Here is a 16072-nt window from a genome sequence, read left to right as displayed (position 1 = left end):
GAAGGGCAGGTTCAGGGTGATCGGCAGGGCGATGCCGATATGCAGCACGATCCGCCGGTCGGTGATGGTGTAGACCGTGGTGCGGTGGACGAGCCAGGCGAGGCCCGCCATCAGCAGGATCGCGCCCGCGCAGACCAGGAGGGTCGGCCCCACGATCGCGAGCGCCTGCGCCATGCTACCCGCGGTGAGGCCGAAGGCGACGGCGGCCGCCGCGAACCACACGGCCACGAGCCGCGCATGGAACACCCGCATCAGGACGCCCGCCGTGGTCGGCGCCCCCTGCCAGAGGATGCGCTCGCCCTTGGGGAGCGGACCGGGCAACCCGCGCAGGGTGCCCTCGGGGAGGAACTCGGACTCGCTCACAGCAGGGGCTCCGCGCGGGCCGGCGTGGCGTAGAGGGTGCCGGCGCCGAAATAGGACATGATGCGCTCCTCCTCGAGGAGCGTGACGGAATCGGCGTCGCGGCCCACGGGGATGTCGGCGAACTGGGCCGCCAGCAGCGCCTCGGACTTCACCGTGCGCGAGAAGCGGCCGGTCTTGCAGAAGTTGACCGGCATCAGCCGGCGTCCGCCGCCGCCGGCGAGCTCGACCTCGTAGTAGCGCACCAGGGACTCGCCCCGGTCGAGCCACAGGTCGCTGACGGTGCCGGCGACCTGCCGGTCGGCCCCGAAGACGGTCATGCCGATCGGGTTCGGGCCGTCCTCGTGCACCACGAAGTGGTCGGCGACCCGCAGGGGCACGATGCGGTAGGCGCCGTCCCAGGTCTTGTCGTGGGAATCCTCGCGGCCGACCCAGGAGCCTGGGCCGACGCCGGCCTGGAGCGACAGGTCAGTCCGGCGGTAGGGCGCACCGGGCCAGGGCTCGATCTTGGCCGAGGGCACGCCGCGCTCGACCTCCATGTTCGCCTTGGGGGCGTAGGTCGTGTGGCCGCTCGACAGGTGGAAGGCCTTGGGCGTCGGGATCAGGATCGAGTCCGCCGACTTCAGGCGGCCGACCACCTCGGTCTCCAGGGGGTAGCCCTCGCGGCGGTCCTCGCGGCGGAGCCAGAACACCAGGCCCGCGAAGAAGATCCAGAAGGCGTAGAGGACGACCTGTGCGACGTCCATATAACCGGTGATTTCGCCTCTCGGCATCATGGCACTTCTCCGCAAGGCTCAGGTTGGCTGATCGACGAGGGTTGGGGTCTTGAGCCGGGCTCGCCCCTCGTCCGGGCGGGCTGCGTCGCGTGTCCCTGCCCGCGCGTCCTCGCGGACGAGGGGACCGATCGCGACCAGGGTCGCGAACAGCAGGGCGATCTCGATGTGGTAGACGATGAGGTAGCCGATGGCGGGCTCGTTCATGCCCTCACCCAGCACCCCGGATTGGGCGATCGCCGCGCCGAGGTCCCGCACGATGCCGCTGGCCGCGATGGCCAGCCCCGCGGCGGAAGCCTGCACCGCGCCCCAGGCGCCGAGCGCCAGGCCCGTATCGTCCGGGCCGGCCTTGGCCATTGAGGCGGTGAGGGTGCCGTGGGCGAACAGCCCGCCCCCGAGGCCGATCAGGGTGACGCCAACGGCGAAGAGCCGGACCGAGTCGAGGGGGGCAGCGAAGACCACTGCCGAGAAGGCCAGGATGCCGATGCCGGTGCCCGAGGCCGCCACCCGGAACGGGTCGCCCCCGCGGTTGAGCCAGCGGGCGGCGATCAGCAGACCCAGGCCGCCGCCGGCGGCCAGCATCGCGGTCAGCGCCGTGGTGGCCCCGACCGACAGGTGCAGGATCTGGCCACCATAGGGCTCCAGCAGGATGTCCTGCATCGAGAAGCCCGCGGTGCCCAGGCCGATCGCGACGAGACGCCGCCGGGCGCCGTCCTGGGCCGCATAGCCGCGCCAGGATTCGGAGAAGCTGGGACGGGGGGCTTCGCGGGCACGGTTCGGGTCGCGCGCCTCCTGCTTCCACAGGGCGATGCCGTTGAGCACGATGGTCACGAGGGCCGAGCCCTGGATCACCTGGATCAGCCGCACGGGGGAGAAGTTCGCCAGCAGCAGCCCGAAGGCGACCGCGCTCGCCATCATGCCGAAGAGCAGGGCGACGCAGAGCAACGCCACCACCTTCGGCCGGGCGTGTGCCGGGGCGAGGTCGGTGGCCAGCGCCAGCCCCACCGTCTGGGTGGTGTGGAGCCCCGCCCCCACCAGCAGGAAGGCCAAGGCCGCTGCGGCCTTGCCGGCCCAGAGCGGGCCCGTGGTGTCGCCCGACAGGATCAGCAGGGCGAAGGGCATGATGGCCAGCCCCCCGAACTGGAGCAGCGTGCCGAACCAGATGTAGGGCACCCGCCGCCAGCCCAGGACCGAGCGGTGCGTGTCCGACCGGAAGCCGACCAGCGCCCGCAATGGGGCGAAGATCAGCGGCAGGGACAGCATCAGCGCCACGATCCAGGCAGGCACCTCCAGTTCCACGATCATCACCCGGTTCAGGGTGCCGATCAGCAGGACGGCGGCCATGCCGACCGTGACCTGGAACAGGGCCAGCCGCAGGAGTCGGCCCAGGGGCAGTTCCACGGTCGCGGCATCCGCGAAGGGCAGGATCGAGGGGCCCAGCCGCATCAGCGCGCGGGCCATGGCGTTGCCGGCGCGGGTCATGGACGCTGTCCTCTCTCCCCCACCGGGACGGGCGGGAGCGTCCGCCTCAACTCGATGGCATTCGAGAGGTAGAAGCCGCTGTTGATCCGCTTCGTCCGTGCGACCGCGAAACCGTCCAGCGTCGGCTCCTTGCCGATGCGTTTGCGCAACCCGCTCTCCGTCACCGGCACGATGGCCGGCGCCCGGTCGCCCTTGGGGAAGAGCTTGCCGGCGGCGTGCATCAGCGTGAGCAGGGCCGTGCGCGGGGCGACCGTGAACACCACAGAGCCCTGCGTCCGGTCGGCGAGCGCCGCCAGCGCCCGGACGATGTCGGACGCGCGGTAGTGGATCAGCGAATCCATCGCCACGACGTGGTCGAAGCGGCCGAGGCCCGGATCGAGCATGTCGCCGACGCGGAACGTGATCGACCCCGTCCCCGCGATCGCCGGCAGGCGCTCCTGCGCCAGGCCCACGAGGGTGGGCGACACGTCGATGGCCACCACCTCGGCCCCGCGCCGGGCCGCCTCGACGGCCAGGGCCCCGGTGCCGCAGCCGGCGTCGAGCAGGCGCAGGCCCGTCATGTCCTCGGGCAGCCAGGAGAGCAGCGTGCCCCGCATCGCGTCGCGCCCGGCCCGCACCGTGGCGCGGATCTTCGACACCGGCGCGTCCGTGGTCAGGCGCGCCCAGGCCTCGACTGCGGTGCGGTCGAAGTAGGTGGTCAGTTCGCCGCGGCGGGAGGCGTAGGTGGTGCTCGTCATGGCCCTGGTCCCGCTCAATCGAAGCCGAGGAACTCGAACAGGTCGCGGTCCTTCATCGGCTTGGCCTCCAGGGGCTCGGCCCCGGCCCAGAGGGTCTCGGCCAGCCGCATGTACTCGGCCGTCACCGCGTCGAGTTCGGGGGAGGAATCCATCTCGAACAGGGTCTGCTTCTTGAGGCGCGAGCGGCGCACCACATCGAGGTCGGGGAAGTGGGCGAGGCGCTTGAGGCCGACCGCGTCGTTGAAGCGGTCGATCTCGTCGGTCTTGGCCGAGCGGTTGGCGATGACGCCGCCGAGGCGCACGTCGTAGTTCTTCGACTTGGCGTGGATCGCGGCCACGATCCGGTTCATGGCGAAAATCGAGTCGAAGTCGTTGGCGGTGACGATCAGGGCGCGATCGGCGTGCTGGAGGGGCGAGGCGAAGCCGCCACAGACCACGTCGCCGAGCACGTCGAAGATCACCACGTCGGTGTCCTCGAGCAAGTGGTGCTCCTTGAGGAGCTTCACCGTCTGGCCGACCACGTAGCCGCCGCAGCCGGTTCCGGCCGGCGGCCCGCCGGCCTCGACGCACTTCACCCCGTTATAGCCCTCGACCACGAAGTCCTCGACGCGCAGCTCCTCAGAGTGGAACTGCACCGCCTCCAGGGCATCGATCACGGTGGGGGCGAGGCGCTTGGTCAGTGTGAAGGTCGAGTCGTGCTTGGGGTCGCAGCCGATCTGGAGCACGCGCTTGCCGAGCTTCGAGAAGGCCACCGAGAGGTTCGAGGAGGTGGTGGACTTGCCGATGCCGCCCTTGCCGTAGACGGCGAAGACCTTCGCGGTCTCGATCTTCATATCCGGATCGAGGGCGACCTGGAGGCTGCCCTCCTCGCCGATGCTGCTCTTCTTCGCGACGACCGGGTTGCGGATGGCGATGTTCATGCGGCGACTCCTGTGGTGACGCCTTCCAGACGATCTTCCAGTTCCTCCTCGGCCCGGTCGAGCGCGTCGCGCATGGCCGGGTCGGGAGTCCAGAAGCCGCGGCGGTGCGCCTCGATGAGACGCTGGGCCACCTTGGCGGACGCGGTGGGGTTGAGGGAGGCCATGCGCTCGCGCATGGCCGGGTCGAGGACGAAGGTCTCGGTGATGCGCTCGTAGATCCAGGGCTGGACGGCGTTCGTCGTGGCCGACCAGCCGACGGTGTTGGTGAGGTGCGCCTCGATCTGGCGCACGCCCTCGTACCCGTGGCCGAGCATGCCCTCGTACCATTTCGGGTTGAGCATCCGGGTGCGGGTCTCCAGGGCGACCTGCTCCGAGAGCGAGCGGACCTTGCCCTCCCCGCGAGTCTGGTCGCTGATGAAGATCGGCACCGCCTCGCCCTTGGCCCGCGCCACAGCGCGGCCCATGCCGCCGAGCCCGTCGAAGTAATGGTCGACGGAGGTGACGCCGACCTCGACCGAGTCGAGGTTCTGGTAGGCGAGGTCCACCTTGGCGAGCACGCTGCCCATCAGGGCGCGTTGGGCGGCGGCCTTGCCGTCTCGGCCGTAGGCGAAACCCTTGCGCTGCGAGAACACCTCGGAGATCTCGTCCCCGTCCTCCCAGCGGCCGGATTCGACGAGGCCGTTGACGTTGGCGCCGTAGGTGCCTTCCGCGTTCGAGAACACCCGCAGCGCCGCCGTCTCGATGTCGATGCCGTGCTCGGCCTGATGCGCCAGGGCGTGCTTGCGCACGAAGTTGCGCTCCACCGGCTCGTCGGCGGTGGCCGCGAGGAAGGACGCCTCGGCCAGCAGCTTGGTCTGGAGGGGCAGCAGGTCGCGGAAGATGCCCGAGAGGGTGACGACCACGTCGATGCGCGGCCGGCCCAGGACCTCAAGGGGGATCAGGCTGGCACCGCACAGGCGTCCGTAGCCGTCGAAGCGGGGAGCCGCGCCGACCAGTGCCAGCGCCTGGGCGATCGGGCCGCCCTCGCTCTTGAGGTTGTCCGTGCCCCAGAGCACCAGGGCCACGCTCTCCGGCAGGGGGGCGCCTTCGTCCCGGTATCGGGCGAGGATGCGCTCGGCCTGGCGCGCCCCGTCGGCGACAGCGAAGGCGGAGGGCAGGCGGTAGGGGTCGAAGCCGTGGAGGTTGCGGCCCGTGGGCAGCACGGAGGGGTTGCGCAGGAGGTCGCCGCCGGCCACCGGCGGGATGAAGCGGCCGTCCAGCGCGCGCAGGAGGGCGGGGATCTCGTGGTCCTGCGCAAGCAGCCGGTCGGTCTCGCGCAGGCCCGAGAAGGCGGCTCGGTGGCGCTCGTCGAGGGGCAGGCCCGCCGCCGCGAGCCCCGCGTCGATCTCCTCGCCCGCCACGAGGGCCTCGATGCCGGCGCGCTCGGGGAGGAGGCCGTCCGAGGCCTCGGCCAGCGCCAGTAGCAGGTCGACCCGCTCCTCGGCCAGCATGCCCTGCCCCACCACGTGCATCCCGTGGGGGATCAGGCTGTGCTCCAGTTCGGAGACGGAGAGGCCCAGGGCCAGGACCCGCGCGGGCAGGTCGTCCGTCCAGGCCGGCTCGGCCTGTGCGAGGTCGAGGGCGGCGGCCTGGCTCTGGATCAGCCCGGCGAGGTCGCGGCGCTCGGCCTCCGCCTCAGGCTCCAGGCCGCGCCAGCGCTCGATCGACGCCTTGAGGTCGATCAGGCCGCGATAGAGGCCCGCCTGGGCAAGGCTCGGCGTGAGGTAGCTCACCAGGGTCGCCGCCGAGCGGCGCTTGGCGATCATGCCCTCAGAGGGGTTGTTGGCGGCGTAGAGGTAGACGTTGGGCAGGGCCCCGATCAGCCGCTCGGGCCAGCAGGCGTCCGAGAGGCCGGTCTGCTTGCCGGGCATGAACTCAAGGGCCCCGTGGGTGCCGAAATGCAGCACCGCGTCGGCGCGGAAATCCTCGCGCAGGTAGCGGTAGAAGGCCGAGAAGGCATGGGTCGGCGCGAAGCCCCGCTCGAACAGCAGGCGCATCGGGTCGCCCTCGTAGCCGAAGCCCGGTTGCACCCCGACGAAGACGTTGCCGAACTGGGCGCCGAGCACGAACAGGACCGAGCCGTTGCTGTTCTGGCGGCCGGGGGCCGGGCCCCACTGCGCCTCGATCTCGGGCAGGTGGCGCTCCCGGCGGACATGGTCCTCGGCCGGGATGCGATGGTGGACGTTGGCCGGCGTGCCGTAGCGGGGGGCGTTGCCGGAGAGAACCGCTTCGCGGAGCGCGTCCACGTCCTCGGGCACGTCGACGGAGTAGCCTTCGGCGGCCAGCGCCTTGAGGGTGTTGTGGAGGGACTGGTAGACCGAGAGGAAGGCGGCGGTGCCGATGCTGCCGGCGTTCGGCGGAAAGCCGAACAGCACGATCGCGATCCTGCGCGCGGCCTTGTCCGTGCGGCGCAGGGTGACGAGGCGCTCGACGCGGGCGGCCAGCATGTCGGCCCGCTCCGGGTGGACGCGCATGTCGCGGGCCGCCTCGCCGAGCGACCGGCTGGAGCGGCCCCCGAACACCATCGGCGCGGTGGCGCCGTCGAGTTCCGGGATCGCCACCATCATCGTGGCCTCGACCGGCGAGAGGCCGCGGTCGGACCCCTCCCATTGCTCGATGGTCTGGAACTCGAGGGCGTGGGCGGCAAGGTAGGGCACGTCGAGGCCGGCGAGCGTCGCCTCGGCCGCGGCCGCATCGTTGTAGGCGGGGCCGCCGACCAGGGAGAAACCGGTGAGCGAGATCAGGGCGTCGACGGCCGGGCGGCCGTCCCGGCGGAAGAAGGCGTCGACGGCCGGGCGGTTGTCGAGGCCGCTGGCGAAGGCGGGCACCACGGCAAGGCCGCGCGCCTCTAGGGCCGCGATGACGCCGTCGTAATGGGCGGTGTTCCCGGCCAGCACGTAGGAGCGCATCACCAGCAGCCCGACGCGGCCCTTCACGGGGCCGGCCGGCCGCGGCAGCCGGGCGGCATCCTCGCCGATCCGGCCGGCCATGCGGGGATGGTACAGGCCGGTCTCGGGGTAGCTCAAGGGGTCCGCCGCCGCGATGCCGCGCCAGACCGCGCGCGGGCCGGCGGCGTAGCGCCCGACCAGGAAGCGCACCAAGTTGACGACGTTCTCGTCCGAGCCCGAGAGCCAGTATTGCAGGGTGAGGAAGTAGGCCCGCACGTCCTGGGCCGAGCCGGGGATGAAGCGCAGGATCTTGGGCAGCTTGCGGATCATCGCCATCTGGCGGGCGCCGTTGCCCTGGGCGCCCTGCTTGCCGCGCAGCTTCTTCAGGAACTCCAGCGCCCCGCGCTTCGTGCCGTCCATGTCGAAGCGGTTGAGGCGGGTGGTCTTCACCACCTCCGAGGCCGAGAGACAGCCGACCATGGCGTCGCAATCGGGGCGGCGGGCGAGCAGGGCCGGCAGGATGGTGCGGACGTGCTCGTCCATGAACAGCATGGCCGAGAGGACGATGTGGGCCTTACCGATGTCGGCCTTGCAGGCGGCCAGGCTCGCGGGCGCGGTGTCCCACTCGGCGGCGGCGTGGAAGTCCAGGGTCAGGCCGGGCATCTCGTCGCGCAGGCGCAGGCGGGCGCGCTCCAGGGCGCTCGCCATGTGGTTGTCCATCGTCACGATGACGATGCGGAATTCGGGGCGCTCAGCGGCCGAAATGCGCTTTGGCATCGTACAAGGTCTCGACGGTGATGAGCGGCAGCGCCCGCTCCCTGGCGAACTTTTCCGTGTTGCTGCGGGCTTTCCCGCGGACGAAGAACGGGATCTTCCTCAGTTCCTTCTCGGCCTCCGGCGCCCAGGAGGCGGCCGTCGACGCCACGGCGGCGTCCAGGAGAATCGGTGCGGGCGCCGGCGTCGGAGGGGACTCCATCGGTGCCTGCACTGTGGCCTCTGCGATGGCCCGCGGCAGGCCGCCGAGATGCGACGGCCCGACGCCATCGTGGAATTCGGTATCCTCCCGGAACATGCCCAACAGGTGCTCCTCCAGCCCCATCATCAGGGGATGGACGAAGGTGTCGAACAGGACGTTGGCGCCTTCGAAGCCCATCTGCGGGGAGTGGCGGGCCGGGAAGTCCTGGACGTGGATCGGGGCCGAGATCACCGCGCAGGGGATGCCGAGCCGCTTGGCGATGTGGCGCTCCATCTGCGTGCCGAGCACCAGCTCGGCCTGTGAGGCCTGGATGGCCGCCTCCACGTCGAGGTAGTCGTCGCAGATCAGCCCCTCGATGCCGTGCAGCGCCGCCTCGGCGCGGACCTCGCGGGCGAATTCGCGGGTGTAGGTGCCGAGACCCACGACCTTGAAGCCGAGTTCCGTCGCCGCGATCCGGGCGGCCGCCAGCGCATGGGTGGCGTCGCCGAAGATGAAGACGCGCTTGCCCGTGAGGTAGGTCGAATCGACGGAGCGTGAGTACCAGGGCAGCCGCGAGGGCGCGCCGGCCAGCGTGGGGGCTGGGTCGACGCCGGCCAGCGCGGCCACCGCCTCGACGAAGCGGATCGTGGCGTTCACCCCGATCGGCACCGTATCGACGAAGGGCTGCCGGAAGGTCTTCTCCAGGTACTGCGCGGCGGCGCGGGCGATCTCGGGGTAGAGCACGACGTTGAAGTCGGCCTCCCCCAGCCGCCCGAGGTCGGCAGGCGTGGCGCCCAGCGGCACCACCACGTTCACGTCGATCCCCAGACCGTCCAGGATCTTGCGGATCTCGATCAGGTCGTCGCGGTGGCGGAAGCCCAGGGCCGTCGGCCCGAGGATGTTGCACAGGGGGCGCCGGCCCTCGCCGCGCGGCGGTGCGTCGGCGGTGGGCGGCGGCCCGGACAACGCCCGCACCAGCCGATAGAGGGTCTCCGAGGCGCCCCAGTTCTCCTTCTTCTGGTAGGCCGGCAGTTCCAGGGGAATCACCGGGATCGGCAGGGCCAGGGCCTTGGCGAGCCCACCCGGATCGTCCTGGATCAGCTCCGCCGTGCAGGAGGCGCCGACGATCATCGCCTGGGGCCGGAAGCGCTCGTAGGCAGCGGCCACCGCGTCCTTGAAGATCGCGGCGGTGTCGCGCCCGAGGTCCTGGGCCTGGAAGGTGGTGTAGGTGACCGGTGGCCGCGCGGCGCGCCGCTCGATCATTGTGAACAGCAGGTCGGCGTAGGTGTCGCCCTGGGGTGAGTGCAGCACGTAGTGCAGGCCCGACATCGCCGTCGCCACGCGCATGGCGCCGATATGGGGCGGTCCCTCGTAGGTCCAGACGGTGAGTTGCATCGCCCTAGACCTCCAGCAGCCGGCGGCGCAGCAGGGGCCGTGCGAACAGCTCGGCGAGGTCGCCGGCCTGGTCGTAGCCCTGGATCGGCGTGAACAGGAGCTCGATCGACCACTTGGTCGTGAGCCCTTCCGCCTCCAGCGGGTTGGCGAGCCCCAGGCCGCAGACCGTGAGGTCGGGTCTGGCCGCCCGGCAACGGTCCATCTGGGCGTCGAGGTCCTGCCCTTCGTTCACCAGGGTGCCGCGGGGCAGGAGTTCGATCTCCTCGGCCAGGTGCCCGCGGTGCAGGTAGGGCGTGCCGACCTCGACCAGCACGGCGCCCGTCTCGCGGGCGAGGAAGCGCGCGAGCGGCACTTCGAGCTGCGAATCGGGGAAGAAGAACACCCGCTTGCCCGAAAGCCGCTCCCGGTAGGGCGCCAGCGCCGTCGCGGCCCGGGCCCGGCCCGGCGCGATGGCGGCCTCGAAGCGCTCGGTCTCGACCCCGAAGGCGTCGGCGGCCGCCTGGAGCCAGCCGGTGGTGCCCTCGGAGCCGAGGGGGAACGGAGCCGGCAGGCGACGCGCGCCGCGCTCTTCCAGGGCGCGGGCGGTGTCGGCCAGGAACGGCTGGGCCAGGAGGTAGCGCGTCCCCCGCCCCACGGCTGGCATCTGCCCGGCCTTGCGCGCGGGCAGGAAGCGCACGTCGGCGATGCCCATCGCCGTAAACAGCCGTGCGAACTGGTCCTCGACCACGTCGGAGAGGGCGCCCACCACGAGGAGCGAGGTCGGAGCGTCGGTCGGATCGGACGGGAGGCCCGGCACCAGAGACGCGAGGCAGGCATCCTCCCCTTGCGTGAAGGTGGTCTCGATGCCCGAGCCCGAATAGTTCAGGACGCGCACCTCCGGGGAGAGTCGCTGCGAGAGCCGCAGGGCCGCGCGCGACAGGTCGAGCTTGATCACCTCCGAGGGGCAGGAACCCACGAGGAACAGCAGGCGGATGTCCGGGCGGCGCTCGATCAGCCGGGTGACGACCCGGTCGAGTTCCTCGTTCGCGTCGGCGATTCCGGCCAGGTCGCGCTCGTCGATGATCGCGGTAGCGAAGCGCGGCTCGGCGAAGATCATGACGCCGGCGGCCGACTGGATCAGGTGGGCGCAGGTGCGCGAGCCGACCACCAAGAAGAAGGCGTCCTGGATCTTGCGATGCAGCCAGACGATGCCGGTGAGCCCGCAGAACACGGCGCGCTGGCCGCGCTCCTGGCGGATCTCGACGTTGCAGTCGCTGGTCGGGAGGGGAGCGTGCGCGTTCAAGACAGGGCCTCCGCGAAGGCGGGAGACCGGGGCGCCTGGAGGCGCGCGGCGCGCAGCTTCAGCAGGAACTGGGCGGCGTTGACGACGTAGCTGGCGTAGGCCGCCAGCGCCAGCAGCAGGAGGGCCCGGGGCTGGAGCGCCCCCGTGGCGAGGCAGGCGAGGTAGGCCGTATGCAGGGCCAGCACCAGCATGCTGACCACGTCCTCCCAGTAGAAGGCCGGGGCGAACAGGTAGCGCCCGAAGACGTCCTTCTCCCAGATCGAGCCCGTGACCATGATCGCGTAGAGCAGGAGCGTCTTGGCCACGACCGAGGCGTTGGCCGCCAACAACCCCTCGCCGGTGGCCAGCGTGCGCAGCACCAGGGCGAGGCTCGCCAGGAAGACCAGGAACTGGAGAGGGGCCAGGACGCCCTGAACCAGGGTCCAGGGCGAAGCGTCGCGCCGGCGACGTTCCGCGCTCGTGTAGAGCTGTCGTGTCGGCCGGTCCTGCCGTCGACCCATCGCGTCCGCCCTCGTCCGCCTGGAAGCCCTGTCTGTGCAAGGCCTGTTGACGGAGCCTAGGGCCGGCCTCCCGCGAGTGTCAACCCAGCTTTACGTCAATCGCTGATGACAATGCAGTTTGGACAGTTTGTTTGAACTGGACCATTGCCAATATGGGGCGGAGGCGTATCGTGGGCCGAACAAGCCTGCCTCAAGGGTTTCATATCGTACGAAGCGTGCAACCGGCTTGAACGGAGCTGGAACGTCAGGGAGGGATGCCGATGGGAGACCGGACGCATTTTGACGGCCATCACGACATCGCTGCCGCCTTGCAGGAACGCTGCGAGGTGCCTGCCGCCTCTGGCGAGACCCTGGACGATTGCCGGGAAAGCCTGCTGGCCGAGCTGGCCACGCTGGGCCGGCAGCCTGCCCCCGACCTTCCCGGGGCGCTCGCCCGGATCGTGGAGGCGGACATCCTCCCCCGCCTGATGCTGGCGCACCAGGACCTGCCGCCACCGACCCGCCTCCCCGTCGCGCACCGCCCGAATCCGGAGCAGGTCGAGCGCTTCAGTACCTTGCTCCTCGCCCCCGGCGAGGACGACGTGCGCCCGCACGTTCTGGCGCTGCTCGGCGAGGGTCTTCCCCTGGAGAGCCTTCTCCTCGACCTGCTCGCTCCGGCCGCCCGCCACCTGGGCGCGCTCTGGGAGGAGGACGAGTGCGACTTTATGGACGTGACGACGGCGCTCGGCCGGCTCCAGGTCATCACGCGCATGCTGTGCACCCGGCTGGAGCAGGATGCGGCGTCGCCCGGCGGGCGCCGCATCCTGCTTCTGCCCTGTCCGGGCGAGACCCATATGTTCGGGATCTCGATCGTTGCGAGCTTCTTCCGCGAGTCCGGCTGGACGGTGACCACAGTCGGCGGCCATCCCGGCCTTGACCTGGCCGCCCTGGTCGGTGACGAGTGGTTCGACGTGATCGGCCTCAGCCTGTCGTGCGAAGTCTTCCTCCCCGCGATGGCCGAGTCGGTCTTCACGCTGCGCAGGGCTTCGCTGAACCAGGCCGTCCGGTTGATCGTCGGGGGGCCGCTTTTTGTCAGAAATCCGGAATACGCACGTTTTACCGGTGCCGACGCCTGTGCGGCCGACGGAAAGGCCGCGCCCGGAATCGCCGAACGACTGCTTGAAAATCGAGTTGAAAAGCGGGCGCGAGCCTGCTGAAAGGTCCCACACGATCCTTCGCGAAGTGATGAACTTGAGCTTTCTAGCGCGCCCTGCCCTGCAAAGGCCGCCCGCGGTCCTGCAGCAAGTGGCCGGTCTCCTCGACAGCGAGGCGACCGGGGTCCTGCTTGCGGCCGCCACCGACCTGTCGCTCGTGATCGATCCGGACGGGATCATCCGCGACGCGGCCGTCGGCGACGACCTGGGCGGCGAGGGCATCGCCGGATGGCTCGGGCGCCCCTGGATCGACACGGTGACCGTCGAGAGCCGGCCCAAGGTCGACGCTCTCCTGCGCGATGCCGCGCCCGGCGTCATGACGCGCTGGCGCCAGCTCAACCATCCCTCGCCCAGCGGCATCGACTTTCCCGTCCGCTACGCTGCGATGCGCCCGAAGTCGGACGGCCCCATCGTCGTGCTCGGGCGCGACATGCGCGCCGTGGCCGCCCTCCAGCGCCGGCTGACCGAAGCCCAGCAGGCGATGGAGCGGGATTACGATCGTCTGCGCGCCGTCGAGACCCGCTACCGCCTGCTGTTCCAGCTCTCGAGCGAGCCCGTCCTGGTGGTCGATGCCGGCACCCGCCGCGTCACCGAGGTCAACCCCGCCGCTGCCCGGTTGTTCGGGCGCCCGGCCAAGCGGGTGACCGGACAGGACGTGGTCGACCTGTTCGACGCCGGCAGCACCCGCGCCCTCGAATCCCTGTTCTCGGCGCTCCGCGCCACCGGACAGGCCGGCGACCTCGTCGCCCGCATCGGGCAGGACCGGGGCGAGACCAACGTCTCCGCCTCCCTGTTCCGCTCCGAGACCGCCACCAACGTCTTGATGCGCCTCTCCGCGGGGCCGGCCGAGCGGAGTGAAGTCACGGGCTTCGGCTCCCATGCCCTCGACGTGATCCGCGCCATGCCGGAGGGCTTCGTCGTCACCGATCCCGGCCGGCGCATCCTGGCCGCCAACACCGCCTTCCTCGAGCTCGTGCAGCTCGCCACCGAGGAGCAGGTGCGCGGCCTCCCCCTCGACCGCTGGCTCGGCCACGAGGAGACGGAGGCGCAGGCCCTGTTCTCGACCCTGCAGGACCACGGCTCGGTCCGCCGCTTCAGCACCGTGGCGCGGGGCCAGTACGGGGGGATCGAGGACGTGGAGATCGCCGCGGTCTCCGTGGCCGGCGGCGGCCATCCCTGCCTCGGCTTCAGCATTCGCACGGCCTCGCGCCGCGGTGCGGCTCAGCCGGCGGCCGTGGCGGGCGGGCGCGAGGTGCCGCGCTCCGTCGAGCAGATGACGGAACTCGTCGGCCGCGTCTCGATGAAGACCCTGGTGCGTGAATCGACCGACCTGATCGAGAAGCTCTGCATCGAGGCGGCCCTGCGCATCACCCGCGACAACCGGGCGTCGGCTGCCGAGATGCTCGGCCTCAGCCGGCAGGGCCTCTACGCCAAGATGCGCCGCTACGGCATCGGCGACCTCGACGGCGGCGTTTCGGGGGCCTGAGGCGAGCCGCGGCTTCGGGAAGGCTTCGAAGCCTCGGGCCACGGCTTCGGAAAGGGCTTCGGGCGGCTTCCGGGCGAGGCACGGTCCCCGCGCGCGTTCCACCACGCGTCCATGTCAGCGGGCCGCGACAGTATAGTGCAATGCAGCGCAAACATTCGCATTGCAGCACGTGTAAAGCAAACTTGACACATGCGCACCTCGGACCCTAGCTTCCGGGTATGGCAAAGCCCGCTCCGAGCGCAGTCGTCGAGCTTCTGAAGCCGATCACGTGGTTCGCGCCGATGTGGGCCTTCGCCTGCGGCGTGGTCTCCTCCGGCCAGCCCGCGACCGGGCAATGGCCGGTGATCGCGGCGGGCGTGCTGCTGGCCGGTCCCCTGGTCTGCGCCACCAGCCAGGCGGCCAACGACTGGTTCGATCGCCATGTCGACGCGATCAACGAGCCGAACCGCCCGATTCCCTCCGGCCGCATCCCCGGCCGCTGGGGTCTCTACCTCGCAATGGGCTGGACGGCCCTGTCCCTGGTCGTGGCCGCGGTGCTCGGGCCCTGGATTCTGGGGGCGGCCCTGTTCGGCCTCGTGCTGGCCTGGATCTACTCCGCGCCCCCCCTGCGGCTGAAGCAGAACGGCTGGTGGGGCAACTCGGCCGTGGCCCTCTGCTACGAGGGCCTGCCCTGGTTTACGGGCGCGGCCGTGATGGCCGCCGCGCTCCCGGATCGGCGGGTGCTGCTGGTCGCCCTGCTCTACTCGGTGGGCGCCCACGGGATCATGACGCTGAACGATTTCAAGTCGATGGAGGGCGACCGGCAGATGGGCCTGCGCTCCCTGCCCGTGCAGCTCGGCCAGGACAACGCCGCCCGCTTCGCCTGCTTCGTGATGGCGCTGCCCCAGGTCGTGGTCATCGCCCTGCTGACCGCCTGGGAGCGCCTCTGGCACGCCGGGATCGTGGGGCTGCTGCTGCTGGGCCAGCTCGCCCTGATGGCGCATTTCCTGAAGGACCCGCGCGCGCGGGCGGCCTGGTACAACGGCACCGGCACCACCCTCTACGTGCTCGGCATGCTGGTCTCGGCCTTCGCGCTGCGCCCCCTCGTGCAGGCAGGCCCCTGATGCCGGCCCCCTTCTCCTGGTCCCAGATCGCCCGCCTCGGCCTCGTCCAGACCGCGCTCGGCAGCGTCGTGGTTCTGATGACCTCGACCATCAACCGGGTGATGGTGGTGGAACTGGCCCTGCCGGCCATCGTGCCCGGCGCCCTGGTGGCCCTGCACTACGGCGTGCAGGTGCTGCGCCCGCGCTGGGGCTACGGCTCGGACGTGGGCGGGCGCCGCACCCCGTGGATCGTCGGCGGGATGGCGGCCCTGTGCCTCGGCGGCTTCGGGGCGGCGGCGGCCACCGCGCTCACCGCGACGCATCCGGCCGCGGGGCTCGCGCTCGCGGTGCTCTCCTTCCTCACGGTCGGCATGGGGGCCGGCGCGGCCGGAACCTCGCTGCTGGTGCTGCTCGCCACCGGCGTCGCACCCGAGCGCCGGGGGGCGGCGGCCACCATCGTCTGGGTGATGATGATCGCGGGCTTCGCGATCACCGCTCCGCTGGCCGGCCATTTCCTCGATCCCTTCTCGCAGATGCGGCTGGTGGCGGTGTCCGGCGCGGTCTCGCTGATCGCCTTCCTGGTGGCCGTGCTGGCCGTCACCGGGATCGAACCGACGCGCGAAGCCGCGGCCGAGCCCGAGGGAACGGCGAAAAAGCCGTTCCTGACGGTCCTGCGCGAAGTTCTCGCCGACCCGAGCGCGAAAAAATTCACGGTTTTCATCTTCGTCTCGATGCTGGCCTACAGCGCCCAGGAACTGATCCTGGAGCCCTATGCCGGCCTCGTCTTCGCGATGACGCCGGGCGCCACCACCAAGCTCGCCGGGCTCCAGCACGGCGGGGTGCTGGCCGGGATGCTGCTGGTGGCCGGCGTCACGGTCGGCATCGGCGGGCCGGTGCTCGGCTCCCTCAAGCTCTGGACGGCGCTCGGCTGCGCCGGCTCGGCGCTGGCGCTGTTCGCCATCGCCGAGCCGGCGCAGCCG

General features: G+C 71.0%; 13 protein-coding genes. 4 read left to right on the top strand and 9 right to left on the bottom strand.

The genetic code is table 11. The annotated features are described in order from the left end of the window. The 9 genes from puhB to bchF form a co-directional block, all read right to left on the bottom strand. Nucleotides 1-363 (bottom strand): photosynthetic complex putative assembly protein PuhB (gene puhB, locus COGEMETH_RS12795; RefSeq protein ID WP_238182994.1); only part of this gene is annotated, 363 nt, incomplete at its 3' end. Beyond that, a complete protein-coding gene (gene puhA, locus COGEMETH_RS12790; RefSeq protein ID WP_238182992.1) occupies nt 360-1133 on the bottom strand; it encodes a photosynthetic reaction center subunit H in 774 nt (257 codons plus the stop codon). The genes puhB and puhA, both read right to left, overlap by 4 nt. A 21-nt stretch (nt 1134-1154) precedes the next feature. Continuing rightward, complete coding sequence (locus COGEMETH_RS12785) at nt 1155-2615, bottom strand: BCD family MFS transporter (protein WP_238182990.1); 1461 nt, start codon at nt 2613-2615, stop codon at nt 1155-1157. Continuing rightward, nucleotides 2612-3352 carry a magnesium protoporphyrin IX methyltransferase gene (gene bchM / locus COGEMETH_RS12780; protein ID WP_238182989.1) on the bottom strand — a complete coding sequence of 247 codons (741 nt, stop codon included), beginning with the start codon at nt 3350-3352 and terminating at the stop codon, nt 2612-2614. The genes COGEMETH_RS12785 and bchM overlap by 4 nt, the downstream gene beginning before the upstream one ends. A gap of 14 nt (nt 3353-3366) precedes the next feature. Continuing rightward, nucleotides 3367-4272 carry a ferredoxin:protochlorophyllide reductase (ATP-dependent) iron-sulfur ATP-binding protein gene (gene bchL, locus COGEMETH_RS12775; protein ID WP_238182987.1) on the bottom strand — a complete coding sequence of 302 codons (906 nt, stop codon included), beginning with the start codon at nt 4270-4272 and terminating at the stop codon, nt 3367-3369. After that, entirely contained in the window at nt 4269-7976 is a 3708-nt protein-coding gene (locus COGEMETH_RS12770; protein WP_238182985.1) for a magnesium chelatase subunit H, read from the bottom strand. The genes bchL and COGEMETH_RS12770 overlap by 4 nt, the downstream gene beginning before the upstream one ends. Continuing rightward, nucleotides 7951-9549, bottom strand: a complete 1599-nt coding sequence (gene bchB, locus COGEMETH_RS12765) for a ferredoxin:protochlorophyllide reductase (ATP-dependent) subunit B (protein WP_238182982.1) — start codon at nt 9547-9549, stop codon at nt 7951-7953. The genes COGEMETH_RS12770 and bchB overlap by 26 nt, the downstream gene beginning before the upstream one ends. Before the next feature lie 4 nt (nt 9550-9553). Then, nucleotides 9554-10831 carry a ferredoxin:protochlorophyllide reductase (ATP-dependent) subunit N gene (locus tag COGEMETH_RS12760; RefSeq protein ID WP_238182981.1) on the bottom strand — a complete coding sequence of 426 codons (1278 nt, stop codon included), beginning with the start codon at nt 10829-10831 and terminating at the stop codon, nt 9554-9556. After that, nucleotides 10828-11331 (bottom strand): 2-vinyl bacteriochlorophyllide hydratase, encoded by a 504-nt coding sequence (bchF, locus tag COGEMETH_RS12755; RefSeq protein WP_238182980.1) that lies wholly within the window; start codon nt 11329-11331, stop codon nt 10828-10830. The genes COGEMETH_RS12760 and bchF overlap by 4 nt, the downstream gene beginning before the upstream one ends. A gap of 260 nt (nt 11332-11591) precedes the next feature. Here bchF and COGEMETH_RS12750 point away from each other — a divergent pair, with 260 nt between their 5' ends. From COGEMETH_RS12750 to COGEMETH_RS12735, 4 genes are all read left to right on the top strand, one after another. Next, nucleotides 11592-12527 (top strand): cobalamin B12-binding domain-containing protein, encoded by a 936-nt coding sequence (locus COGEMETH_RS12750; protein WP_238182979.1) that lies wholly within the window; start codon nt 11592-11594, stop codon nt 12525-12527. Nucleotides 12528-12555: 28 nt separating this feature from the next. After that, nucleotides 12556-14010, top strand: a complete 1455-nt coding sequence (gene ppsR, locus COGEMETH_RS12745; protein ID WP_238182977.1) for a transcriptional regulator PpsR — start codon at nt 12556-12558, stop codon at nt 14008-14010. Nucleotides 14011-14228: 218 nt separating this feature from the next. Continuing rightward, nucleotides 14229-15113 carry a chlorophyll synthase ChlG gene (chlG, locus tag COGEMETH_RS12740; RefSeq protein WP_238182975.1) on the top strand — a complete coding sequence of 295 codons (885 nt, stop codon included), beginning with the start codon at nt 14229-14231 and terminating at the stop codon, nt 15111-15113. After that, a partial coding sequence (locus COGEMETH_RS12735; protein WP_238182973.1) for a BCD family MFS transporter occupies nt 15113-16072 on the top strand: 960 nt, incomplete at its 3' end. The genes chlG and COGEMETH_RS12735, both read left to right, overlap by 1 nt.

Origin of the sequence: Methylobacterium trifolii, from assembly GCF_022179685.1 — a bacterium.
GTDB lineage: Bacteria > Pseudomonadota > Alphaproteobacteria > Rhizobiales > Beijerinckiaceae > Methylobacterium > Methylobacterium trifolii.
The sequence above is the reverse complement of the archived record's forward strand: the minus strand, read 5'-3'. Positions and strand labels throughout refer to the sequence as shown.